The sequence below is a fragment of the Pseudomonas sp. B21-041 genome (assembly GCF_024748675.1).
Classification (GTDB): Bacteria; Pseudomonadota; Gammaproteobacteria; order Pseudomonadales; family Pseudomonadaceae; genus Aquipseudomonas; species Aquipseudomonas neuropathica.
Genome location: NZ_CP087175.1, coordinates 2,217,056 through 2,237,684 on the forward strand (window position 1 = coordinate 2,217,056; position 20,629 = coordinate 2,237,684).

15 protein-coding genes and 4 tRNA genes are annotated in these 20,629 nt (G+C 59.7%); 14 read left to right on the forward strand and 5 right to left on the reverse strand.

Features of this window, described 5'->3' with window-relative positions; all coding sequences use genetic code 11:
* Nucleotides 1-39: 39 nt before the first annotated feature.
* Both LOY43_RS09760 and LOY43_RS09765 read right to left on the reverse strand, forming a co-directional pair.
* The gene (locus tag LOY43_RS09760; protein ID WP_258709920.1) at nt 40-1,530 is read right to left on the reverse strand and encodes an MDR family MFS transporter; all 1,491 of its coding nucleotides are present in this window, start codon (nt 1,528-1,530) and stop codon (nt 40-42) included.
* Between the two features lie 49 nt (nt 1,531-1,579).
* Entirely contained in the window at nt 1,580-2,629 is a 1,050-nt protein-coding gene (locus LOY43_RS09765; RefSeq protein WP_258709522.1) for an HlyD family secretion protein, read from the reverse strand.
* 228 nt (nt 2,630-2,857) lie between these two features.
* Here LOY43_RS09765 and gltX point away from each other — a divergent pair, with 228 nt between their 5' ends.
* The 12 genes from gltX to LOY43_RS09825 all read left to right on the forward strand — a co-directional run bounded on the left by gltX (nt 2,858) and on the right by LOY43_RS09825 (nt 12,364).
* A complete protein-coding gene (gltX, locus tag LOY43_RS09770) occupies nt 2,858-4,339 on the forward strand; it encodes a glutamate--tRNA ligase (protein ID WP_258709523.1) in 1,482 nt (493 codons plus the stop codon).
* A gap of 203 nt (nt 4,340-4,542) precedes the next feature.
* Nucleotides 4,543-4,618 (forward strand) — tRNA-Ala (locus tag LOY43_RS09775).
* Between the two features lie 79 nt (nt 4,619-4,697).
* Nucleotides 4,698-4,773: transfer RNA gene (locus tag LOY43_RS09780), tRNA-Glu, on the forward strand.
* A gap of 53 nt (nt 4,774-4,826) precedes the next feature.
* Nucleotides 4,827-4,902: transfer RNA gene (locus tag LOY43_RS09785), tRNA-Ala, on the forward strand.
* A gap of 78 nt (nt 4,903-4,980) precedes the next feature.
* Nucleotides 4,981-5,056, forward strand: a tRNA-Glu gene (locus LOY43_RS09790).
* Between the two features lie 182 nt (nt 5,057-5,238).
* Entirely contained in the window at nt 5,239-5,778 is a 540-nt protein-coding gene (locus LOY43_RS09795) for a TetR/AcrR family transcriptional regulator (protein WP_007913421.1), read from the forward strand.
* Nucleotides 5,779-5,808: 30 nt separating this feature from the next.
* Complete coding sequence (locus LOY43_RS09800) at nt 5,809-6,642, forward strand: alpha/beta fold hydrolase (protein WP_095047660.1); 834 nt, start codon at nt 5,809-5,811, stop codon at nt 6,640-6,642.
* Nucleotides 6,643-6,688: 46 nt separating this feature from the next.
* A complete protein-coding gene (locus tag LOY43_RS09805) occupies nt 6,689-7,126 on the forward strand; it encodes a thioesterase family protein (RefSeq protein WP_095047659.1) in 438 nt (145 codons plus the stop codon).
* 162 nt (nt 7,127-7,288) lie between these two features.
* Nucleotides 7,289-8,248 carry a tRNA-dihydrouridine synthase gene (locus LOY43_RS09810; protein WP_038363617.1) on the forward strand — a complete coding sequence of 320 codons (960 nt, stop codon included), beginning with the start codon at nt 7,289-7,291 and terminating at the stop codon, nt 8,246-8,248.
* A 121-nt stretch (nt 8,249-8,369) separates the two neighbouring features.
* Nucleotides 8,370-8,816 carry an Hsp20 family protein gene (locus LOY43_RS09815; RefSeq protein WP_093432063.1) on the forward strand — a complete coding sequence of 149 codons (447 nt, stop codon included), beginning with the start codon at nt 8,370-8,372 and terminating at the stop codon, nt 8,814-8,816.
* Between the two features lie 189 nt (nt 8,817-9,005).
* Complete coding sequence (locus LOY43_RS09820; protein ID WP_095047658.1) at nt 9,006-9,701, forward strand: DUF1266 domain-containing protein; 696 nt, start codon at nt 9,006-9,008, stop codon at nt 9,699-9,701.
* Nucleotides 9,698-12,364, forward strand: coding sequence for a DUF805 domain-containing protein (locus tag LOY43_RS09825; protein WP_258709524.1), 2,667 nt, complete (start codon nt 9,698-9,700; stop codon nt 12,362-12,364). Before LOY43_RS09820 ends, LOY43_RS09825 begins: the two co-directional genes overlap by 4 nt.
* On the opposite strand, the gene LOY43_RS09830 is transcribed toward LOY43_RS09825, so the two are convergent.
* The 3 genes from LOY43_RS09830 to LOY43_RS09840 form a co-directional block, all read right to left on the reverse strand.
* Entirely contained in the window at nt 12,361-14,052 is a 1,692-nt protein-coding gene (locus tag LOY43_RS09830; RefSeq protein WP_258709525.1) for a molecular chaperone HscC, read from the reverse strand. The two genes, LOY43_RS09825 and LOY43_RS09830, sit on opposite strands and share 4 nt — an antisense overlap.
* A gap of 86 nt (nt 14,053-14,138) precedes the next feature.
* Nucleotides 14,139-17,417 (reverse strand): PAS domain S-box protein, encoded by a 3,279-nt coding sequence (locus LOY43_RS09835; RefSeq protein ID WP_258709526.1) that lies wholly within the window; start codon nt 17,415-17,417, stop codon nt 14,139-14,141.
* A gap of 74 nt (nt 17,418-17,491) precedes the next feature.
* On the reverse strand, nt 17,492-18,376 hold the full coding sequence (locus LOY43_RS09840; RefSeq protein ID WP_095124821.1) for a LysR family transcriptional regulator: 885 nt from the start codon (nt 18,374-18,376) through the stop codon (nt 17,492-17,494).
* A gap of 140 nt (nt 18,377-18,516) precedes the next feature.
* Here LOY43_RS09840 and leuC point away from each other — a divergent pair, with 140 nt between their 5' ends.
* Entirely contained in the window at nt 18,517-19,935 is a 1,419-nt protein-coding gene (gene leuC, locus LOY43_RS09845; protein WP_095047654.1) for a 3-isopropylmalate dehydratase large subunit, read from the forward strand.
* An 11-nt stretch (nt 19,936-19,946) separates the two neighbouring features.
* Entirely contained in the window at nt 19,947-20,591 is a 645-nt protein-coding gene (leuD, locus tag LOY43_RS09850; protein WP_007913445.1) for a 3-isopropylmalate dehydratase small subunit, read from the forward strand.
* The last annotated feature ends 38 nt before the right edge of the window (nt 20,592-20,629 follow it).

A 20,629-nucleotide genomic window follows, 5' to 3' on the forward strand; every position in this document is an offset into this window, starting at 1 on the left:
AGTCATTCCCACGCGGAGCATGGGAACGATCAGTTGCAGTTAGTGGGACTCCCCAGCCTTCAGCCCTTGCGGCAATTTCTTGGTCAACAAAATCGCCAACATGCTGATCCCCAGCGCAATCCCGACAAAGTGAAACGCATCGTTGTAAGCCATGATCGCCGCCTGCTGATGGACGATCTCGCTCAGCTTGCCCAACGCCGCCGTATCACTGCCAAACCGATCAGTCATCGACGCCAACCGCTCGGCCACCTGCGGATTGGTCGGCACCACCGCCTCGCGCAAATAATCGAAGTAAGTCTTGGTGCGCGCATCCAGAAGCGTCGCCAACAAAGCAATCCCGATCGCACCGCCGAGGTTACGCAGAATATTGAACAGACTCGACGCCGACCCCGCGTCTTGCGGCAGGATGTACGCCGTGGCGATCAGCGAAATGGTCACCATGATCAACGGCTGACCCAGCGCGCGAATGATCTGGATCTGATTGAACTGCGGCCCGGCGAAATCCGGGTTGAGCACCCCTGATGAAAAACTCGCCAAACCAAACAAGCCAAAACCAATCGTGCACAGCCATTTCGGCGAGACAAACTTCATCAACTTCGGCACCAGCGGAATCAGGAACAGCTGCGGCACGCCCATCCACATGATCACTTCGCCGATCTGCAGGGCGTTGTAGTTCTGGATCTGCGCCAGATACAGCGGCAACAGATAGATTGAACCGTACAACCCGACACCCATGCCCAGACTGGAAATACTCGACAGACCGAAATTGCGATTACGCAGGATGCCCAGATTGATCAGCGGATTCGGTTTGGAAATCTGCACGATCACAAAGGTAATCAGGCTGAGCAGGGCAATGCTGCCCAGGGTCACGATCAGGCTCGACTCCAGCCAATCCTTGCGATGGCCTTCTTCAAGGAATACCTGCAGACAACCGAGGCCAATCCCCAGCGTGAGAATGCCGGTGTAGTCGGTGCTTTTCAGCAGTTCCCAGTGCGCTTCTTTCTTCTCCAGCCCGTACATCAGGCCGGCAATCATGATCAGGCCCGGCGGAATGTTGATGTAGAAGATGTATTCCCAACCCCAGTTTTCCGTGAGCCAGCCGCCCAGCGTCGGGCCGATGGAGGGCGCAAAGGTCGCGGTCATGGCGAACATCGCCATGCCTTTGGCACGATGGTGTTCCGGGAGTTTGATCAGGGTCAGGGTGAACGCCAGCGGAATCAGCGCGCCGCCAGTGAAGCCTTGCATGGCGCGAAAGACGATCATGCTCTCCAGGCTCCAGGCCATCGAGCACAGCAGTGAAGAAGCCAGAAACCCCAGCGACACCCACACCGCCAGACGTCGCGCCGACAGCAACTGCACCAGCCACGCGGTCAGCGGAATCATGATGATTTCCGCGACCAGATACGAGGTGGAAATCCACGAACCTTCTTCCAGCGTCGCCGACAGCGCACCCTGAATATCTTTCAGTGACGAGTTGGTGATCTGGATGTCGAGCACGGCCATAAAGGCTCCGAGCATCACGCTCATCACCGCAATCCAATCGCGCCGGGTCGGTTCGCCGACCGGGCGGATCAGCGAATCACCGGCCATTGTCCGGGGCGTCTTTGATGTTCACGGTGGCGGTGACGGACATGCCCGGGCGGATCTTGCCGTGCAGCGGGTTGTCGGCCTTGAAGGTCAGTTTCACCGGAATCCGTTGCACGACTTTGGTGAAGTTGCCGGTGGCGTTGTCCGGCGGCAGCAGGCTGAATTGCGCGCCGGACGCGGCGAACAGGCTGTCGACCCGCGCTTCGATCGGCGTGTCGCCATAGGCATCGAAGGTCAGCTCGGCTTTCTGCCCGGGTTGCATGCGGCCGATCTGGGTTTCCTTGAAGTTGGCCTGCACCCAGATATCTTCGTCCGGGACGATCGACAGCAGGTAAGCGCCAGCCTGCACCACTTGGCCGTTACGGGCGGCGCGCTGGCCGACCAGACCACTGATTGGCGCGTGGATTTCGCTGCGGGTCAGGTTGAGTTCGGCTTGCGCCAGATCGGCGCGGGCGTTGGCGATCTGTGCGTCGAGGCGTTTGATTTCTGCGTTCAGGGCGTTGACCTGCTGACGCTGACCTTGCGCATCGGCCTGCGCCTTGGCCACTTGCGAACGGGCGATATGAGCGTCAGCGGAGAGGGTGGTCACGCGTTCTTCGGAAACGTAACCGGGCTTGCGCAGGGTTTCGGCACGCGACAAATCCATCTGCGAGCGCCCGAGCGTTGCTTGGGTGGTTGCCACTTGTGCGTCGCTGGAAGCAATCAGACTGGCTTGCTGAGTCAATTTGCTTTGCGCTTGCAGGCGCTCGGCTTCGCGGGTGGCGAGGGCGGCATTGGCGCGATCGATGGCCAGACGGAAGTCATTCGGTTCGAGGCGCACCAGCAACTGGCCTTTTTCCACGTGTTGATTGTCCTGCACCAGCACTTCATCGATGCGCGCGCTCAACTGGCTCGAGACACGGGTGATTTCGCCCTGGACATAAGCGTTGTCGGTGCTTTCATAAAAGCGTCCCTTGAAGAACCAATGGGCGAAAAAGCCCCCGGCGACCAGCAGGACGAGCAGTAGGAAAATCAACAGGCGACGCTTGAGTTGGGCAGGCATGGGCAAACTGTAGTCGATGAATTGTAAGGAAAGTTATCAGCAGGCGAATCTGGCATACAGCCGATAAACGGTAAATGCCATCCGCTGATATTTGCCCATTCACCACGGCTTACGGGCGTTCCAGACGCAAACTTGGCTTAAATGCCCTGCCCGCTGGAGCGGGGCGGGTGTCGCCTGTTACCATTCGCCGCTTGATTGTTTTGCTTTTCATTCTTTTCGAGACATGCCATGACCACCGTCCGCACTCGCATCGCGCCATCGCCTACCGGGGACCCCCACGTAGGTACCGCTTACATCGCATTGTTCAACTACTGCTTTGCCAAGCAGCATGGCGGTGAGTTCATCCTGCGCATCGAAGACACCGACCAGTTGCGTTCGACCCGCGAGTCCGAACAGCAGATCTTCGACGCCCTGCGCTGGTTGGGTATCGACTGGAGCGAAGGCCCGGACGTTGGTGGCCCGCACGGTCCATACCGTCAGAGCGAGCGCGGCGACATCTATCAGAAGTACTGCCAGCAACTGGTCGACATGGGTCACGCGTTCCCGTGCTTCTGCACCGCTGAAGAGCTGGATCAGATGCGCGCCGAGCAAATGGCTCGCGGCGAGACCCCGCGCTACGACGGCCGCGCACTGTTGCTGTCGAAAGAAGAAGTCGCCGCCCGTCTGGCCGCTGGCGAGCCGCACGTTATCCGCATGAAAGTGCCGAGTGAAGGCGTTTGCGTGGTGCCGGACATGCTCCGTGGCGACGTCGAGATCCCGTGGGATCGCATGGACATGCAAGTGCTGATGAAGACCGACGGCCTGCCGACATACTTCCTCGCCAATGTGGTTGACGACCACCTGATGGGCATCACCCACGTGCTGCGGGGCGAAGAGTGGCTGCCATCGGCACCGAAACTGATTCTGCTTTACGAGTACTTCGGCTGGGAGCAACCAGAGCTGTGCTACATGCCGCTGCTGCGTAACCCGGACAAGAGCAAGCTGTCCAAGCGCAAGAACCCTACCTCGGTGACATTCTACGAGCGCATGGGCTTCATGCCGGAAGCGATGCTCAACTACCTCGGCCGCATGGGCTGGTCGATGCCGGACGAGCGCGAGAAGTTCTCGCTGCAGGAAATGGTCGACAACTTCGATCTCAAGCGTGTCTCGCTGGGCGGGCCGATCTTCGACATCGAGAAGCTGTCGTGGCTCAACGGCCAGTGGCTGCGTGATCTGCCGGTGGAAGAGTTCGCTGCACGCGTGCAGAAGTGGGCGTTCAATTCCGAATACATGATGAAGATCGCGCCGCACGTTCAGGGCCGCGTTGAAACCTTCAGCCAGGTTGCCCCGTTGGGCGGGTTCTTCTTCGCCGGCGGCGTCAATCCGGATGCCAAGCTATTTGAATCGAAAAAGCTTTCGGGCGATCAGGTTCGCCAGTTGATGCAGTTGATCCTGTGGAAGCTGGAAAGCCTGCGTCAGTGGGAGAAGGACAACATCACCGCGACGATTCAGGCCGTGGTCGAATCGCTGGAGTTGAAACTGCGCGATGCGATGCCGCTGATGTTTGCTGCGATCACCGGTCTGGCGAGTTCCGTCTCGGTGCTCGATGCCATGGAAATCCTTGGCCCGGATCTGACCCGTTATCGTCTGCGGCAGGCGATTGACCTGCTGGGTGGCGTGTCGAAGAAAGAAAACAAAGAGTGGGAAAAGCTGCTGGGCGCTATCGCCTAAGCGCTTGCGGCTTTGTGCAGGAGCTGCCGAAGGCTGCGATCTTTTGATCGTGCCTTCGGCGCTTCTCCCGAATTTACGGGGGGGAGAGCGGTAAGTGATTGTTATGCCGACGAAAAATTTTGAAATTTTTCAAAAATAAGTTTGACAGGCTTTCGATACGCCCTTAAGATTCGCCCCGTCCTCAGCGATGACATCAACGATGAGGGGCTATAGCTCAGCTGGGAGAGCGCTTGCATGGCATGCAAGAGGTCGACGGTTCGATCCCGTCTAGCTCCACCAATTTACACTTCGAAGCCTGGCCACACCGGCTCCGAAGCGATCAACACTCAGCGTTGATCAGTTGTATAGAAGGGTTTGCGTCCCCTTCGTCTAGTGGCCTAGGACACCGCCCTTTCACGGCGGTAACAGGGGTTCGAGTCCCCTAGGGGACGCCAGTTTTACAGAAGTGATGTTGCAAAATGTCACTCCGCCGCGAGGCGAAAAATCCGGGGCTATAGCTCAGCTGGGAGAGCGCCTGCATGGCATGCAGGAGGTCAGCGGTTCGATCCCGCTTAGCTCCACCAATTTACAGTTCAAGGTCTGGCCACACCGGCCTTGAATCGATCAGTTCTCAGCGCTGATCAGTTGTATAGAAGGTTTGTGTCCCCTTCGTCTAGTGGCCTAGGACACCGCCCTTTCACGGCGGTAACAGGGGTTCGAGTCCCCTAGGGGACGCCACGATTACCCGCTCTGCGGGATTTTATAAGGGTCATTCAATTATTGAATGGCCCTTTTGTTTGTCTGGCGTTTGGCCAATTCTCCTTTTTCCTTACACTGTGCTTCAGACCAGCGGTCATATCCTTGACTTGCAGAATATTATTATGAGAATAATATTCTAGTCGTAATATTCGGAGGCAACGATGAACGATAAAAAAGCTCAAACCCGCGAACGCATCCTCAAGGCTGCCAGCGCCGCACTGATCCAGCGCGGCCCGGCTGACCCTAGCGTGGGCGAAGTGATGGGCGCGGCCGGCCTGACCGTTGGCGGTTTCTATGCGCACTTCGAAAGCAAGGACGCGATGATGCTGGAAGCGTTCAAGCAGCTTCTCGGCCGCCGCCGCGACCTGATTGCCGACATGGATGCCGAACTGACCGGGGAAGAGCGCCGCGCCTTGGTCGCCGCGTTTTACCTGTCGCGCAAGCATCGTGATTCCAGCGACGCGGCATGCCCGATTCCAGCGTCGATCGGCGAGCTGGGGCGTTTGCCGGAATCGTTCCGCATCGCGCTGAACGAGCACCTGGAATTGATGATTGCGCAGTTGGCGTCCAGCCCCGAGGACACCGACAAAGCCCTGGCCGACGTGGCCTTGATGGTGGGTGGTCTGGCACTCGCAAGAGCGCTCGGCCCGGGAGATTTATCCGATCGATTGCTGCGCGCTGCTAAGTCGGCGGTGCGTTGACCTGAAGGCAACACGCCTGAGGAGAGAGCGATGAGCACGTTGAAGTGGGTTCGTGGCGTTAATGGCACCTTGGGCTGGATTGCACCGAAACGCGTGGCGAGCAAAATGCGTCTGGCATTCATGACGCCACGTTCGCTGCCTCTTCGTGATTGGGAGTTGCCGCTGCTGGCCAGTTCCGAACGCATCACTTTGCGCTTTGGCCTCTCGGCGCTGCGCTGGGGCCAAGGCCCGACAGTGCTGCTGATGCACGGCTGGGAAGGGCGGCCAACCCAGTTCGCCGCGCTGATCACTGCGCTGGTCGATGCCGGGTATACCGTCGTCGCGTTGGATGGTCCGGCTCACGGTCGTTCGCCGGGGCGTGAAGCCAATGTCGTGTTGTTCGCTCGGGCAATGCTCGAAGCCGCTGCCGAGTTGCCGCCATTGCAAGCGGTGATCGGTCACTCCATGGGCGGCGCCAGCGCCATGCTCGCCGTGCAGTTGGGCTTGCGCACCGAAACCCTCGTCAGCATCGCCGCACCTGCGCGAATTCTGGGTGTACTGCGCGGTTTCGCCCGCTACGTCGGTATGCCGCCGCGAGCGCGCTCCGCCTTCATCCGTCAGGTCGAGCAAGATGTCGGTATGCGCGCCGCGACGCTCGACGTTGCCCACTATCAACTGGATATGCCCGGCCTGATCGTGCATGCCGAGGACGACAATTTCGTCTCGGTCAAGGAATCGCAACTGATCCACGAATCCTGGTTCGACAGTCGCCTGTTGCGCCTTGAGGGCGGCGGGCACCAGCGCGTGCTGGCCGACCCTCGGGTAATTGATGGTGTGTTATCACTGCTGGCCGGCCGCAGCCTTCAGGCGCGCCAATCGGCCTGAGCTCCGTTACACTGCTCCGGTTGAATACTTTGACCAGGAGTGGGGCATGGGTTGGGATCGGGCAACGCCGTTTACCATTGATCTGCAAGTAGGCGCTGAGGATATCGACGGGTTGGGCCACGCGAATAACGCCGTATACGTGACCTGGCTCGAGCGCTGCGCCTGGCGCCACTCGCAGCGTCTGGGCCTGGATCTGGTCGAGTATCGGCGACTGGATCGGGCGATGGCCGTGGTCCGTCACGAGATCGATTATCTCGCCGCCGCCTATGAAGGCGACGAACTGCAATTGGCAACCTGGATTGTCGATTGGGATCAACGCTTGAAGATGACCCGGCATTTCCAGCTCAAGCGCCCGAGCGACAACACCACGTTGTTGCGCGCGCAGACCACGTTTGTCTGCATTGAGCTGTCCACGGGCAAGCCGAAGCGCATGCCGGCCGAGTTCGTCGAGGGCTACGGACCGGCGATCCTGGCACTAGCCTGACCCGATCTCTGTAGGAGCTGCCGAAGGCTGCGATCTTTTGATCTTGATCTGCAAACAGCAAAATCAAAAGATCGCAGCCTTCGGCAGCTCCTACAAGGGATCTGCGGATTTGCGCGATATCCAGTAAACTGCCGCACGTTTTTCTTCAAGTAGTGTGTTCCCATGCAAATTGCTCTGGCGCCCATGGAGGGGTTGGTCGACGACATTCTCCGCGACGTGCTGACCCGCGTTGGCGGCATCGACTGGTGTGTGACCGAGTTCATTCGGGTCAACGACCAGTTGCTCACGCCGGCCTATTTCCACAAGTTCGGCCCGGAGTTGCTCAACGGTGCCCGCACCGCCTCCGGTGTGCCATTGCGCGTGCAATTGCTCGGTTCCGACCCGGTTTGCCTGGCGGAAAACGCTGCACTGGCCTGCGAACTCGGCTCCGAAGTCATCGACCTCAACTTCGGCTGCCCGGCCAAGACCGTGAACAAGTCCCGTGGCGGCGCGGTACTGCTCAAAGAGCCGGAGCTGCTTAACCAGATCGTCGAGCACGTGCGTCGCGCTGTACCCGCGCACATTCCCGTCACCGCAAAAATGCGCCTGGGCTTCGACAGCCCCGACGGTTCGCTGGTCTGCGCCACTGCGCTGGCTGAAGGCGGCGCCGAGCACATTGTGGTTCATGCCCGAACCAAAATGGACGGCTACAAGCCGCCGGCGCATTGGGAGTGGATTCCGCGCGTGCAGGAGGTGGTCAAAGTCCCGGTGTTCGCCAACGGTGATATCTGGAGCGTCGAAGACTGGCGGCGTTGCCGCGAAATCAGTGGCGTGGAAGACATCATGCTCGGTCGCGGTCTGGTCTCGCGCCCGGATCTGGCCAAACAGATCGCTGCCGCTCGCGCTGGTGAAGAAGTGGTTGAGATGACCTGGGCCGAGCTGATGCCGCTGATCCAGGACTTCTGGCTGCAAGCCAAAGCGCAGATGACTGCACGCCAATCGCCAGGCCGCTTGAAGCAATGGCTGGCCATGCTGACGCGCAATTATCCCGAGGCTGCCGAGCTGTTCACCGTTCTGCGTCGTGAAACTGAGCCGGATCATGTCTCGCGTCTGCTCGGTCTGCCAGTGGCTGAAGCGGCCTGAAAAAAATCTGCAAATAATCTCTTGAAATCATTTCAGCGGTCCCTATCTAAGGGGTACGCGATGCCGAATTCGGGTCGCGGAGTCAAAAAACCTTGCTGATTGTTTTCAGGAGATTTGAACCATGAGTACTGCATTTTCCCTCGCGCCACTGTTCCGTTCCTCGGTAGGTTTCGACCGTTTCAACGACCTGTTCGAAACCGCCCTGCGCAACGAGCCAGGCAGCAGCTACCCACCTTACAACGTCGAAAAGCACGGTGATGACCAATACCGCATTGTCGTAGCGGCAGCCGGTTTCCAGGAAGAAGACCTGGAACTGCAAGTCGAGAAAGGTGTGCTGACCATCAGTGGCGGCAAGCGTGATGCCAACGAAGGCGTGACCTTCCTGCACCAGGGCATCGCCCAACGTGCTTTCAAGCTGTCCTTCCGCCTGGCCGATCACATCGAGATCAAGGCTGCGGATCTGAAAAACGGTCTGCTGAGCATCGACCTGTTGCGAGTGATCCCGGAAGAAGCGAAAGCCAAACGCATCCCGATCAACGGGGTGGAGAAGCCGGCGTTGCAGCACTGAGTCATGTGCCGCAACACAATCGTCTGAACCGGCGATGAGCCGCTGAATGAAGGCCCCGATACGTCGGGGCCTTTTTTGTGCGCGCAAAGAAAGCGGACGCAACGTTTGCCGCTGCCTTTGTGGCTCTTTACAATCCGCGCCAACAAGGCCGGCACTCCCTAATTCCCGCTGGCCCCGGAGCCTTTGTTCATGGACGAAATGGAACAGCGCTGGCTATACGCGCTTTCTGCGCCTTTGGTCGCCCTCAATCCCGACGCCGATTACACCGCACCCACCTATTGCTTTGACCTCAAACATGTCGATGTCGAAGGTGGTTGGGGCATCACTACGCGCGAACAACTGTTGGACATGCTGCGTACTGCCGATGACGGCCACGCTACGCAGTTGAACGAAGCCTATCGGCAATGGGAGCGGTGTCTGCCGTCCGAATGGCAGGCCTTGCTCGCAACACTCGACACTCGCCAGCGAGCTTTCTACGAATTCGCCAGTCGCACATTTGGCGAGTGCGGTTCAGGTGGCATCCGTGCCTGGGACCTTGGCCGCATGGGTTTTCTGCTGCGTTCTGCGGTGCTGCACGGCTGGATCGATCTCACCGAAAGCCTTTGGCTGCATGGTCGCATGGCGGCACGCGCGCGCTACTACTACGACAGTTGGACGAGCTACCTTAACGGCTTTGTCTTCGGCAAAGCCTTCTGGCATTGCCTGGGCAACAAGGATGAAGAGCTGGAACACGAATATGACCGGCAAGGCGATTACATAGGCACCACCGTGGTCATCAGCAAGCTTGATCGTGATGCGCGCGCGCTGTTCGCACAATTGCCGTGGGACATGCCCCTGCATCCACCCGAGCGGCCTGATTCGCTAGGGGAGTTCGACTGGTCATGAGCTGCTGGATTCGCTTGGGTATCGAGCCCACCAAAGACAACGACGTCATTCGCGGCGCCTATCGCGCGCGCTTGCCGCAGCACCACCCGGAAACCGATCCGGAAGGTTTTCAGGCGTTGCGTGAGGCCTATGAACTGGCACTACGCTTTGCCCGCGAGGAAGCCGAGGAACCGGATCAACCGGTTGCAGGTGAGGTCAGTCCTGCCGATCAGACGATGGCCGACTTTGAAGCATTGCTGCTTGATCCAGCGCGTCGCTTTCACCCGGTGGCCTGGCAGGCATTCAACCTTGAGCTGGACCGTCTGCCGCTGGAGGTACTGGACGAAGTTTGCTGGCCATTGCTACGTGAGTTGCTCGACGCCGGCCCGATTTCCCATGTCTGCGCCCGTTTGTTGGCCCAGCGCCTGGGATGGGCAAGCCGCATGCTGGATCTGGATTTCGACAACGCACGGCATGTCGACGAGTTTTTGCAGCGGATCAGCGCGGCGGATCCGTTCGACACCTCGTTGATGAGCCATTGGCCCGCTGTCGCGCAACTGGAAACTCTCTGGTATGTGCGCACCCTGAATCACCTGCACCGAGAGGCGTCGCTCGACGACTACCGTCATTTCGCCGGCCTGCACACTTGCATCCCGCTGCCTGCTGATGACGGGTTATTGCAACGCCTGGCCATACAGTTCAGTCAGGCTGATATCGCCAACAAAGACTTTCTCGACATTATCAGCGAGCAGCACCGGCTTGCACCTGAAGATGTCGACTGGCTGTATCTGTTGGCCTGTCAGCGCAGTGCGCTGGGAATGGAAGAGTTGGCACTGCAGGCGTGGGTGCGGCTCTGGCGCGAACATCAGCATCCGAAAGCGGCGACGTGGTTACTGGCATTGTGCGCGCGACATCAGCCTCAGCGCCTGCCGCTGCTGATTCAGGCCTTTGATCGTCTGGAAAACTTCCGCGACTGGTCCGAGGATCTGAGCGATGTCAGCCAAGAGTACGGCAGTCCATCGCAGCGCCCGGAGACACTCGGGCGTTGGTTTAGGGCCAGGCAACTCGAGTTGCAGGACATTGCCGGTGCATTTGTCGAATGGCGTATCAGTGGTGACGAGTTGCCGTTGTTGGCGGCGCTGATCATTGACAGTGATGACCGGCCGCTGCAAACGCTTTACCAGCATGCCTGGGCTTTGCACCGTGGTGATGTGCCATTGCTGCGACGCATCATGGAGGCATCCGAGCCGGAGGATGTGCTCGATCAACTGGTGCTGGAAGGCTTGCAGTATCAGGCCGGGCAGCAGATCTGCTGGTTGACCCGGGCGCCGATTCCTCAGGCCCTGGAAGCGTTTCTGGCCAGTGACTCGACACTGCCGCCGGCGCTGGAAAAGGGCGAACCGCTTGAACTCAGCCTGCTGTGGATGCGCCGTTTGCGCACTTACGACGCCCGATCGCTGGCGCGGCTTGCCCAAGCGTTCAGTCTCGACAAACGTGACGAACGGCTTGCGGGGCTCAAGTTGCAAGCGCAACTGGCCGCGCAAGGCATGCTGCTTCCGGCCGTCGATAGCTATTCTGATGTCTGGGAATGGCATCGTCAGGCGATTTACCTGCTGGCCACCCTCGACGATCCGACGCGTTGGCTGGACGCGCAATCGGCACACTGCGTCGACACCATGAATATTGCGCGTGAACACCCCTTGGCCCGTTTGCAGCCGCTGCTCTGTCGCCTGAATCGCGAGCAGGGCTGTGCCAGTGGCCTGCTCGGCTGGCTGCAAGCGGCGGATCCGGTGCACTCGCTGCTCGCGCGCAAGTTGTTCAGTGTGCATGAGGCGCTCGACAGCACTCGGCTGTTGGGTAATGACCGTTTGTTCGAGTGCATGCGCAGCGACATCGCCAGCTTCAACGAAGATTTGCTCGGGCGCATGCTCTTGGGTGGAGTCCTTTACCACGACCCGTTGCTCACTGCGCAACAGCGCAAATACCTGCTGGAAAGTATCACCGAGGTGGTCAATCCACAGGACTGGTTCGACGGCTTCCGTCACAGTCTGATCAAGGGTGAGCCTGTTCACCCGCCCCGTGAGGCTCTCACGGAGGAGGGTGTCAGCGACGCCTTTTACCTGGCGCTGGATGTGCTGAAGGATCTGGTGCGTTTTGGCAATCTGGGCGTGCCAAGGCAGAAAGTTCTGTTGCGCATGCAGCGGGCCAAGGATGACCCGGAAAATGGACTCGGTCTGCGCTTCGCATTCAGCGCATTGCTGTCGTGGTCTGAGCGTTTGCTGCTGGCCAAGGCAGAGACCCGTCCAACCCCCGCCGGAGCGTTCTGGCGCCTGGGTACCCGGCTGGGGCGCGGGGCGTTTATCTGGCAGGTGATTGGCGCGTTGCTGGTGACGCCCGTGGCGGCGTTGCTCAGCGGTACGCCCGTGTCCGGCATCGTCGTGTTGCTACTGGGTCTGGCGTTTCTGCTCGGTGCGGTCCTGCGCCGTTTGCATGACATGGGGCGGGGCATTCCGATGTTACTGATTTTGGTAATGCTGTCGCCGGTGTTGCCGTTCCTGCCGCTGATACTGTTCGGTTTTCCCGGAGAGAAGCTGCCCAATCGTTATGGCGTGCCACCGGACAGTGGCGGTGAAGGCACCTTGTCCGGTGGTTTGCAGGCGACCTTGCGGCGACTTATCGGCTAGAGGCGCAACTCATCCAGTACCTTGTTGAGTTGTGAGCGGTGGCTGGCGATTTCTTCCGATCGCTGGCCGCCCAGCACCGTGGTGAAACTGTCCAGCCAGTCGGCAATCCGCTGGCGTTCTTCGCCCAGACTTTGCGTCCACGCCCGTTCCAGTCGAGCCAGCAGGGTTCGGTTGGGCAGCGTGTCGCGGGGGTGAATTTTCAGTGTACTCAAGCGTTCATGACTGGTTTGCCGCGATTGCGCATCGAGTCCGGTCGGGCTGCGGTCAATGCTGTGGCTGTGGCGTTCGCCCGTCCCTGGCAGGGTGACGTCAACTTCGAGCAAACCGTTGATGTCATAACTGAAGCGCACATCCAGCGCCTGGATATCATCGCTGGGCGTCAGCGTGACATCGAAAGCATCGATAAAAATGTTGTCGCGTACCCACGGACGTTCGCCCTGATAGACCGCAATACGGATGACTTCCTGCCGTGGAGATGTCGTGTGGTAACGCTCCACCCTTGAGGTCGGAATGATGGTATTGCGCTCGATGATCGGCGAAAACGCGCCTTTGATGTCTTCGCCGCGTATGGTCGAAATCCCCAGCGTATACGGGCAGACATCCGTCAGAATCAACTCTTCAACCGCCCCGTCACGCGCCTTGCACGCCGCTTGCGTCGCCGCCCCGAGCGCAACAATGGTATCCGGATCAAGATGCCGGTAAGGTAGGCGCCCGAACAGCGTGGCAACCATTTGCTGCACCGCCGGCATGCGCGTGGCGCCGCCGACCAGCACCAGGCTGTCGAGGTCGCGGGGCTTGAGTCGGGCATCGCGCAGGGCCTGTTCGATCGGCGCGCGCAAACGGGCCAGTAGCGGCTCCCAGATTTTTACCGCCGCCGCTTCGTCCAGTGACCATTCGAAGGTCTTGTCGGCGTGGCGCCAACTCAGTTGTTGAATGCCTTCGCCGAGTTTGCATTTCAGTTGCTCCAGGGCATCACCGAGGCTGGCCATGCTTTGCGCATCGACCATTGCCGGAGTCAGTTGCCAGTGCTTCAGGCAGGCCTGCAACAGCGCGGCAGTGAAGTCTTCGCCGCCGAGAAAGTTGTCGCCGGTGGAGGCGTGCACTTCGATCAGTGGCAACGCGTATTCCAGTACCGTGACGTCGAAGGTGCCGCCGCCCAGATCGAAGATCAGCGTGCGTTCGAATTTCTGTTCATGAAGCCCGTAAGCCATCGCGGCGGCGGTCGGCTCGTTGATCAGGCGTGTCACCGAGAGCCCAGCCAGTTCGGCGGCAAACAGCGTGCGTTTGCGTTGTTCGTCGCTGAAATACGCCGGCACGGAAATCACCGCTTCCGACACCGGGTGGCCGAGAAAGGCTTCGGCGTCCTGCTTGAGTGAGCCGAGCACCAGCGCCGACAACTCTTCCGGACTGAACTGACGTGCACCGAGCTGGACTTGTTTATCGCTGCCCATGAAGCGCTTGAACGCTGCAGCGGTGCGATCAGGGTGCGTGGTCAGGCGCGCGCGCGCGGCTTTACCGACCAGAATCGTGTCGTCTTCATCAAGACTGACTACTGATGGCGTCAGCACATCACCCAGGGCGTTGGGAATCAGTCGGGCCTGACCGTCCTGCCAGACGGCGATCAGACTGTTGGTGGTGCCAAGGTCGATGCCCAGCAGAGCCGGGCGGGGGAGGGTTGCATCCTGCATGACAGATCTCGAAACGGCGCAAAAAACGCGACCCTACAGGTTGCTGCAAATCGTGGCAATTGCGCGTCTGTTGCAACGTGCACCGGTTACGGCAGGAGCTTTTTCAGATCCTCGAGCGCAACCGGTCGGCTATGCAGATAGCCTTGATACAAATGGCAGCCCAAACCCTGCAGGAACGCCAGTTGTTCGGGAGTTTCCACGCCCTCGGCAATCACCTCCAGCTCCAGGCTGCGCGCCATGGCGACAATCGCGCGGATGATCTCGGCATCGTTCGGGTCGGTCGTGGCATCGCGGATAAACGACTGATCGATTTTCAGCGTGTCCACCGGCAGGCGCTTGAGGTAGGTCAGCGACGAATAGCCGGTGCCGAAGTCGTCCATTGCGAAACTGACGCCGAGCTTTTTCAGCCGGCGCATTTTGCTGATGGTGTCTTCCAGATTCTGGATGACGATGCCTTCGGTGATCTCCAGTTTCAGCAGTGAGCAGGGCAGGCCATGGCTGCTCATGCTGTGTTCGATGCGTTCGACAAAATCGTTCTGGCGGAACTGCCGTGGACTGATGTTCACGCACAGGCTGAAATTCAGCGGGTCGACCAGTTTCAGCGCAATCAGTTGTTTGAAGGCATTGCAGGCTTCGTCGAGGATCCAGGTACCGACTTCGAGAATCAGGCCGCTGTCCTCCAGTACCTTGATGAACTCGGTGGGTGACTGCGCGCCCAGTTCCGGGTGATTCCAGCGCACCAGGGCTTCGGCACCGATGATGCGGTTGTCGCGGGCGTCGACCTGCGGCTGAAAGTGCATGGTGAATTCACCGCGCGACAGCGCCAGGCGCAAGTCGGTCTCCATGCGCAGCCGTTCGCTGGCGGCCTTCTGCATGGTGTTGTGATACATCTGCGTGGTGTTGCGCCCGGAATCCTTGGCCCGGTACAGCGCGATGTCGGCGCGTTTGAGCAGGTCGGTTGGCGTCGAGCCATGATCGGGAATCAGCGCCACGCCGATACTCGGCGTCACTTGCAGGCGCTGGCCGTCGAGGAACATCGGTTCCGAGAGCAATTCGCGCAGGGTGTCGGCCAGACTGCGCACTTGTGCGCTGACTTCATTGCGCGAGCCTTCGAGACCGCTGAGCAGCACGACAAATTCGTCGCCGCCGAGGCGTGCGACCGTGTCTTCCATGCGCACACTGGCTTCGAGCCGCGCGGTGATGATCTTCAGCACCGTGTCGCCGACCGGATGGCCGAGGGAGTCGTTGATGTGCTTGAAGTGATCGAGATCGAGAAACAGCAAGGCACCGCGCAGGTTGTGGCGTTTGAGCAGGGCGATCTGCTGGCTCAGACGATCCATCAGCAAGGCGCGGTTGGGCAGGTTGGTCAATGGGTCGTGGTAGGCCAGATGGCGAATCTGCGCTTCGGCGTTTTTCAGCAGGCTGACGTCCCGCGCGGTCAGCAGCAGGCACGCCGTTTCATTGAGGGTGATCGGCTCGACCGAGACTTCCACCGTCAGCATCTCCCCGCGCTTGTTGCGCCCGAGCATTTCCTGATGGTGCACGCGGCCCTTGATCTGCAATTCGGCGAGTAATGCTGAACGCTGTTTCTCTTCAGCCCAAATACCCACCTGATAAACCGTTTTGCCCACGACTTCTTCAGCGCGATAGCCAGTGAGACGGCAGAAGCCGTCGTTGACCTCCAGATAACGCCCGGTGTCGCGCTCGGTGATGGTGATTGCGTCGGGGCTGGAGTGGAACGCCTTGGCGAATTTCTCCTCACTGGCTTTCAGCGCTGCTTCCGAGCGCTGCTGCTGGGTGATGTCGCGCAGAGTGGTGACGATACAAGCCTGGTCGCCGACGCTGATCTGCCGGCTGGAAATCACACAGGTCAGCGACTGGCCGTCCTTGTGTTGCACGATGATCGCGACATTGCTCAAGCCCTGTTCGCGGATGACCCGTTCAATCCGTTGCAGGCTTTTTGCCGAGGCGTCCCACAGGCCGATTTCTTCGGCGGTGTGGCCGATAACGTCGGCGGCGCTCCAGCCGAAAGTCTGGGTAAAACTGTTATTGATCTCGATGAACTCGCCGCTGTCTTGGCGGGTGACGCAGATCGGGTCCGGGCTGACCTGGAACAGCGTGGCAAATTTCTCTTCCGAGGCCACCAGCCGCTGTTCACGCTCGACCTGATCGGTGATGTCGAGCAGGGTGCCGGCCATGCGCAGCGGTGCGCCGTTGTCGTCGCGGTAGAGGCGGGCGCGGCTTTCCAGATAGCGCGAACTGCCGTCCGGCAATTGCACGCGATAAGTCAGTTGATAATTGCCCGCCGGGCCTTCGCGCAGGCTGCGGTAGGCGTCGCGCATGCTGTCGCGCTCCTCACCGGGGACGCCTTCGAAAAACTCTTCGAACGACTCATGAAACGGTTTCGGCTCTAGACCGTGCAATTGCGCGGCCCGCGCCGAGCCGTAAAGCATGCCGCTGGGAATGTGCCAGTCCCAGGTGCCGAGCTGCGCCGAGTCCAGCGCCAGATCGAGGCGTTCCTGGCTGTCCTTCAAGGCGTGTTCGGCGGCTTTTCGTTCGGTGGTGTCGAGGAAGGTGCTGAGCAGATATGGCTGGCCTTCGAGCTCGACTTTCTGCGCACTGAGAATGCCATCGTGAATCTGCCCGTTGCTGGCGCGAAACTGCACTTCCATGCTGATCAATTCGCCCTTGGTGTTGGTCTTCTTGACCAGTTCGCCGCGCTGTTCGGGGTGCACCCACAGGCCCAGTTCCAGCGTGGTGCGGCCAATAGCGCTTTGCACCGGCCAGCCGAACAGGCTTTCGAAATACTGATTGGCTTCGCTGATCAGGCCGTCTTCCTGACGGGTCAGCAGGACCATGTTCGGGCACAGGTGAAAAAGTGTCGCGAAACGTTTCTCCGAACTGCTCAGCGCCTGTTCGCGCTGGCGCTGGTGGGTGATTTCACGAATCACCCCGATCATTCGGGGGCGGCCGTTTTTATCCGGCAGCAGACTGCCGCTGATCTCCAGCCAGTGCAGGCTGCCGTCAGGCCAGCGGATGCGGTGGTGCATCGCTTGTTCCAGCGGCGCCCCGGCAATCACCGCGTGGAAGGCGCGAACGGTTTTCGCGCGGTCTTCCGGGGGCAGCAGATCAAGGTATTCAAGGTCTGCGGGCAACGGCTGGCGCGGGTCGAAGCCGAACAAGGCCTGGGTGCCACGCGACCAACTGATCTGCCCGCGCTCGATGTCCCAATACCAGGCGCCGAGCCGCGCGCCGTTGAGCGCCGCCAGCAATTGCGGCGCGCTCTCCCAGCTCTGCTCGGAATGTCGCGGGTCAATCGCCTGAATACGCGGCATCGGCGGAATTCGGTCAACAGATTTCGGCATTGTGGACAGGCCTTGAGCTGATGGTGGCGTTAGGCACAGGGGCAGCGGCTCTATAGGAGTAGCACAAGTTGGCCTCAAGTCCCTGGCAGATCGATTTGTGCGTCCAGCAGTGCCATAAAGGCTTTTGCCGCATTCGATAGCGTCCGTTCCGTGTGCAGGATATAGCCTAGCTGGCGAGTGAGCTGTATGCCCGGTAAAGCGATGCTCGCCACCTGCTCATCGAGCATGGTGCGCGGCAAAACGCTCCAGGCCAGGCCAATCGAGACCATCATCTTGATGGTTTCCAGGTAGTTGGTGCTCATGGCGATGTTCGGCGTCAGGCCCTGAGCCTCGAATAACCGTTGGACAATATGGTGGGTAAAGGTGTTGCCACCGGGGAAAACCGCCGGATGACCGGCAATGTCCGCCAGGCTGACGGCTCCGTTATTGATCAGCGAATGCTCCGGGGCGACCACAAAGTCCAGCGGGTCGTCCCACACCGGCGTGGCTTTGACCAGTGCGTGAGGCTCCGGCGCCAGGGTAATGACCGCCAGTTCTGCGCGGCCATGAAGAATTTCTTCGTAGGCCACTTCCGAATCGAGGAACTGAATATCCAGCGCCACTTGTGGGTAACGGCGGGTGAATTCCCTTAACAGCGGCGGCAAGCGGTGCAGGCCGATGTGGTGACTGGTGGCCAGGGTCAGGCGCCCGCTGACTTCACCCGTCAGGTTGGTCAGGGCGCGCCGGGTGTCGTCCAGCACATTGAGAATCTGATAAGCCCGCGGCAACAGGGCGCGGCCGGCCTCGGTCAGGCCGACTTCGCGGCCCAGCCGATCGAACAGGCGTACTTTCAATTGCTGCTCCAGCCCGGCGATGCGTTTGCTGATCGCCGGCTGCGTCAGGTGTAGCCGTTCGCCGGCGCCGGAGAAGCTGCCGGTCTCGGCAATCGCGATAAAAGCGTTGAGGTTGGCCAGATCCATGTTCGTATTCCAGTTGGTTATCCAAAGCATAAAAAATATGAATTTGAGTTATTTAATCTAACCCCATAGGATCGGCCTCACAAGCCAAAGGGTTATTGATAAGCCCAGGGCATAGAAACAAGCTGATGAGGAACCGTCTGATGGCCGGCAAAACGCTCTACGACAAGCTCTGGGATTCGCATTTGGTCAAACAGCGCGACGATGGCTCGGCGCTGATCTACATCGATCGTCACATCATTCACGAAGTGACCTCGCCGCAAGCCTTTGAAGGCCTGCGTCTGGCCGGGCGCAAGCCTTGGCGCATCGATGCCAACATCGCGACCCCGGACCACAACGTACCGACGACTCCAGAGCGCAAGGGCGGCATCGAAGCCATTGCCGATCAGGTCTCGCGTTTGCAGGTTCAGACCCTCGATGACAACTGTGATGAGTACGGCATCGTCGAGTTCAAGATGAACGACGTGCGCCAAGGCATCGTTCACGTCATCAGCCCGGAGCAGGGCGCGACCTTGCCGGGCATGACCGTGGTCTGCGGCGACTCGCACACCTCGACCCACGGCGCCTTCGGCGCTCTGGCTCACGGTATCGGCACTTCCGAGGTCGAGCACGTGCTCGCCACCCAGTGCCTGGTCGCCAAGAAAATGAAGAACATGCTGGTGCGCGTTGAAGGGCAATTGCCGTTCGGCGTGACCGCCAAGGACATCGTCCTCGCGGTGATCGGCAAGATCGGCACCGCCGGCGGTAACGGCCACGCCATCGAATTCGCTGGCAGCGCGATCCGCGATTTGTCCGTTGAAGGCCGCATGACCATCTGCAACATGTCCATCGAAGCCGGCGCCCGCGTCGGTCTGGTGGCGGCGGATCAGAAGACCGTCGATTACGTGAAGGGCCGTCCTTTTGCACCGAAAGGCGCCGAATGGGACATGGCCGTCGAGGCCTGGAAAGACTTGGTCTCCGACTCTGACGCCAAGTTTGACACCGTGGTTGAACTCGACGCCGCGCAGATCAAACCGCAAGTCAGTTGGGGCACTTCGCCGGAAATGGTTTTGGCCGTTGATCAGAACGTGCCGGATCCAGCCAAAGAGATGGATCTGGTCAAGCGCGACTCGATCGTCCGTGCCTTGAAATACATGGGTTTGACCGCCAATCAGGCGATCACCGACATTCAACTGGATCGCGTGTTTATCGGTTCCTGCACCAACTCGCGGATCGAAGATTTGCGCGCTGCAGCCGTCATCGCTAAGGGCCGCAAAGTCGCTTCGACCATCAAGCAAGCGATCGTGGTGCCGGGCTCGGGTCTGGTCAAGGCTCAGGCTGAGGCCGAAGGTCTGGACAAGATTTTCCTCGAAGCCGGTTTCGAATGGCGTGAGCCGGGCTGCTCGATGTGCCTGGCGATGAACCCGGATCGTTTGGAGTCCGGCGAGCATTGCGCCTCGACCTCCAACCGTAACTTCGAAGGCCGTCAGGGTGCCGGTGGCCGCACCCACCTCGTCAGCCCGGCCATGGCTGCTGCGGCAGCGGTGAACGGTCGTTTCATCGACGTCCGTGAATTGATCTAAAGGAGCGCAGCATGAAAGCTTTTACCCAGCACACTGGTCTTGTCGCGCCTCTGGATCGTGCCAACGTCGACACCGATCAGATCATTCCGAAACAGTTTTTGAAGTCGATCAAGCGCACTGGTTTTGGTCCGAACCTGTTCGATGAGTGGCGTTACCTCGACGTTGGCCAGCCGTATCAGGACAACTCCAAGCGCCCGCTGAACAAGGACTTCGTCCTCAACGCCGAGCGTTATCAAGGCGCCAGCGTGTTGCTGGCCCGTGAGAATTTCGGTTGCGGTTCCAGTCGTGAGCACGCGCCGTGGGCGCTGGAAGAATACGGTTTCCGCAGCATCATCGCGCCGAGCTACGCCGACATCTTCTTCAACAACAGCTTCAAGAACGGTTTGTTGCCGATCATCTTGAGCGATGCGGAAGTCGACGAGTTGTTCAAGCAGGTCGAGGCTGAGCCGGGCTATCAATTGCAGGTCGATCTGCAGGCGCAGACTGTGACTCGCCCGGATGGCAAGGTGTACAGCTTTGAGATTGATGCGTTCCGCAAGCACTGCCTGTTGAATGGTCTGGACGATATCGGTTTGACCTTGCAGGACGGTGATGCGATTGCGACGTTTGAGGCCAAGCATCGGGTTAGCCAGCCGTGGTTGTTTCGCGACGCGTGATTAGTCAGGGCCGGCCCCTTCGCGAGCAGGCTCGCTCC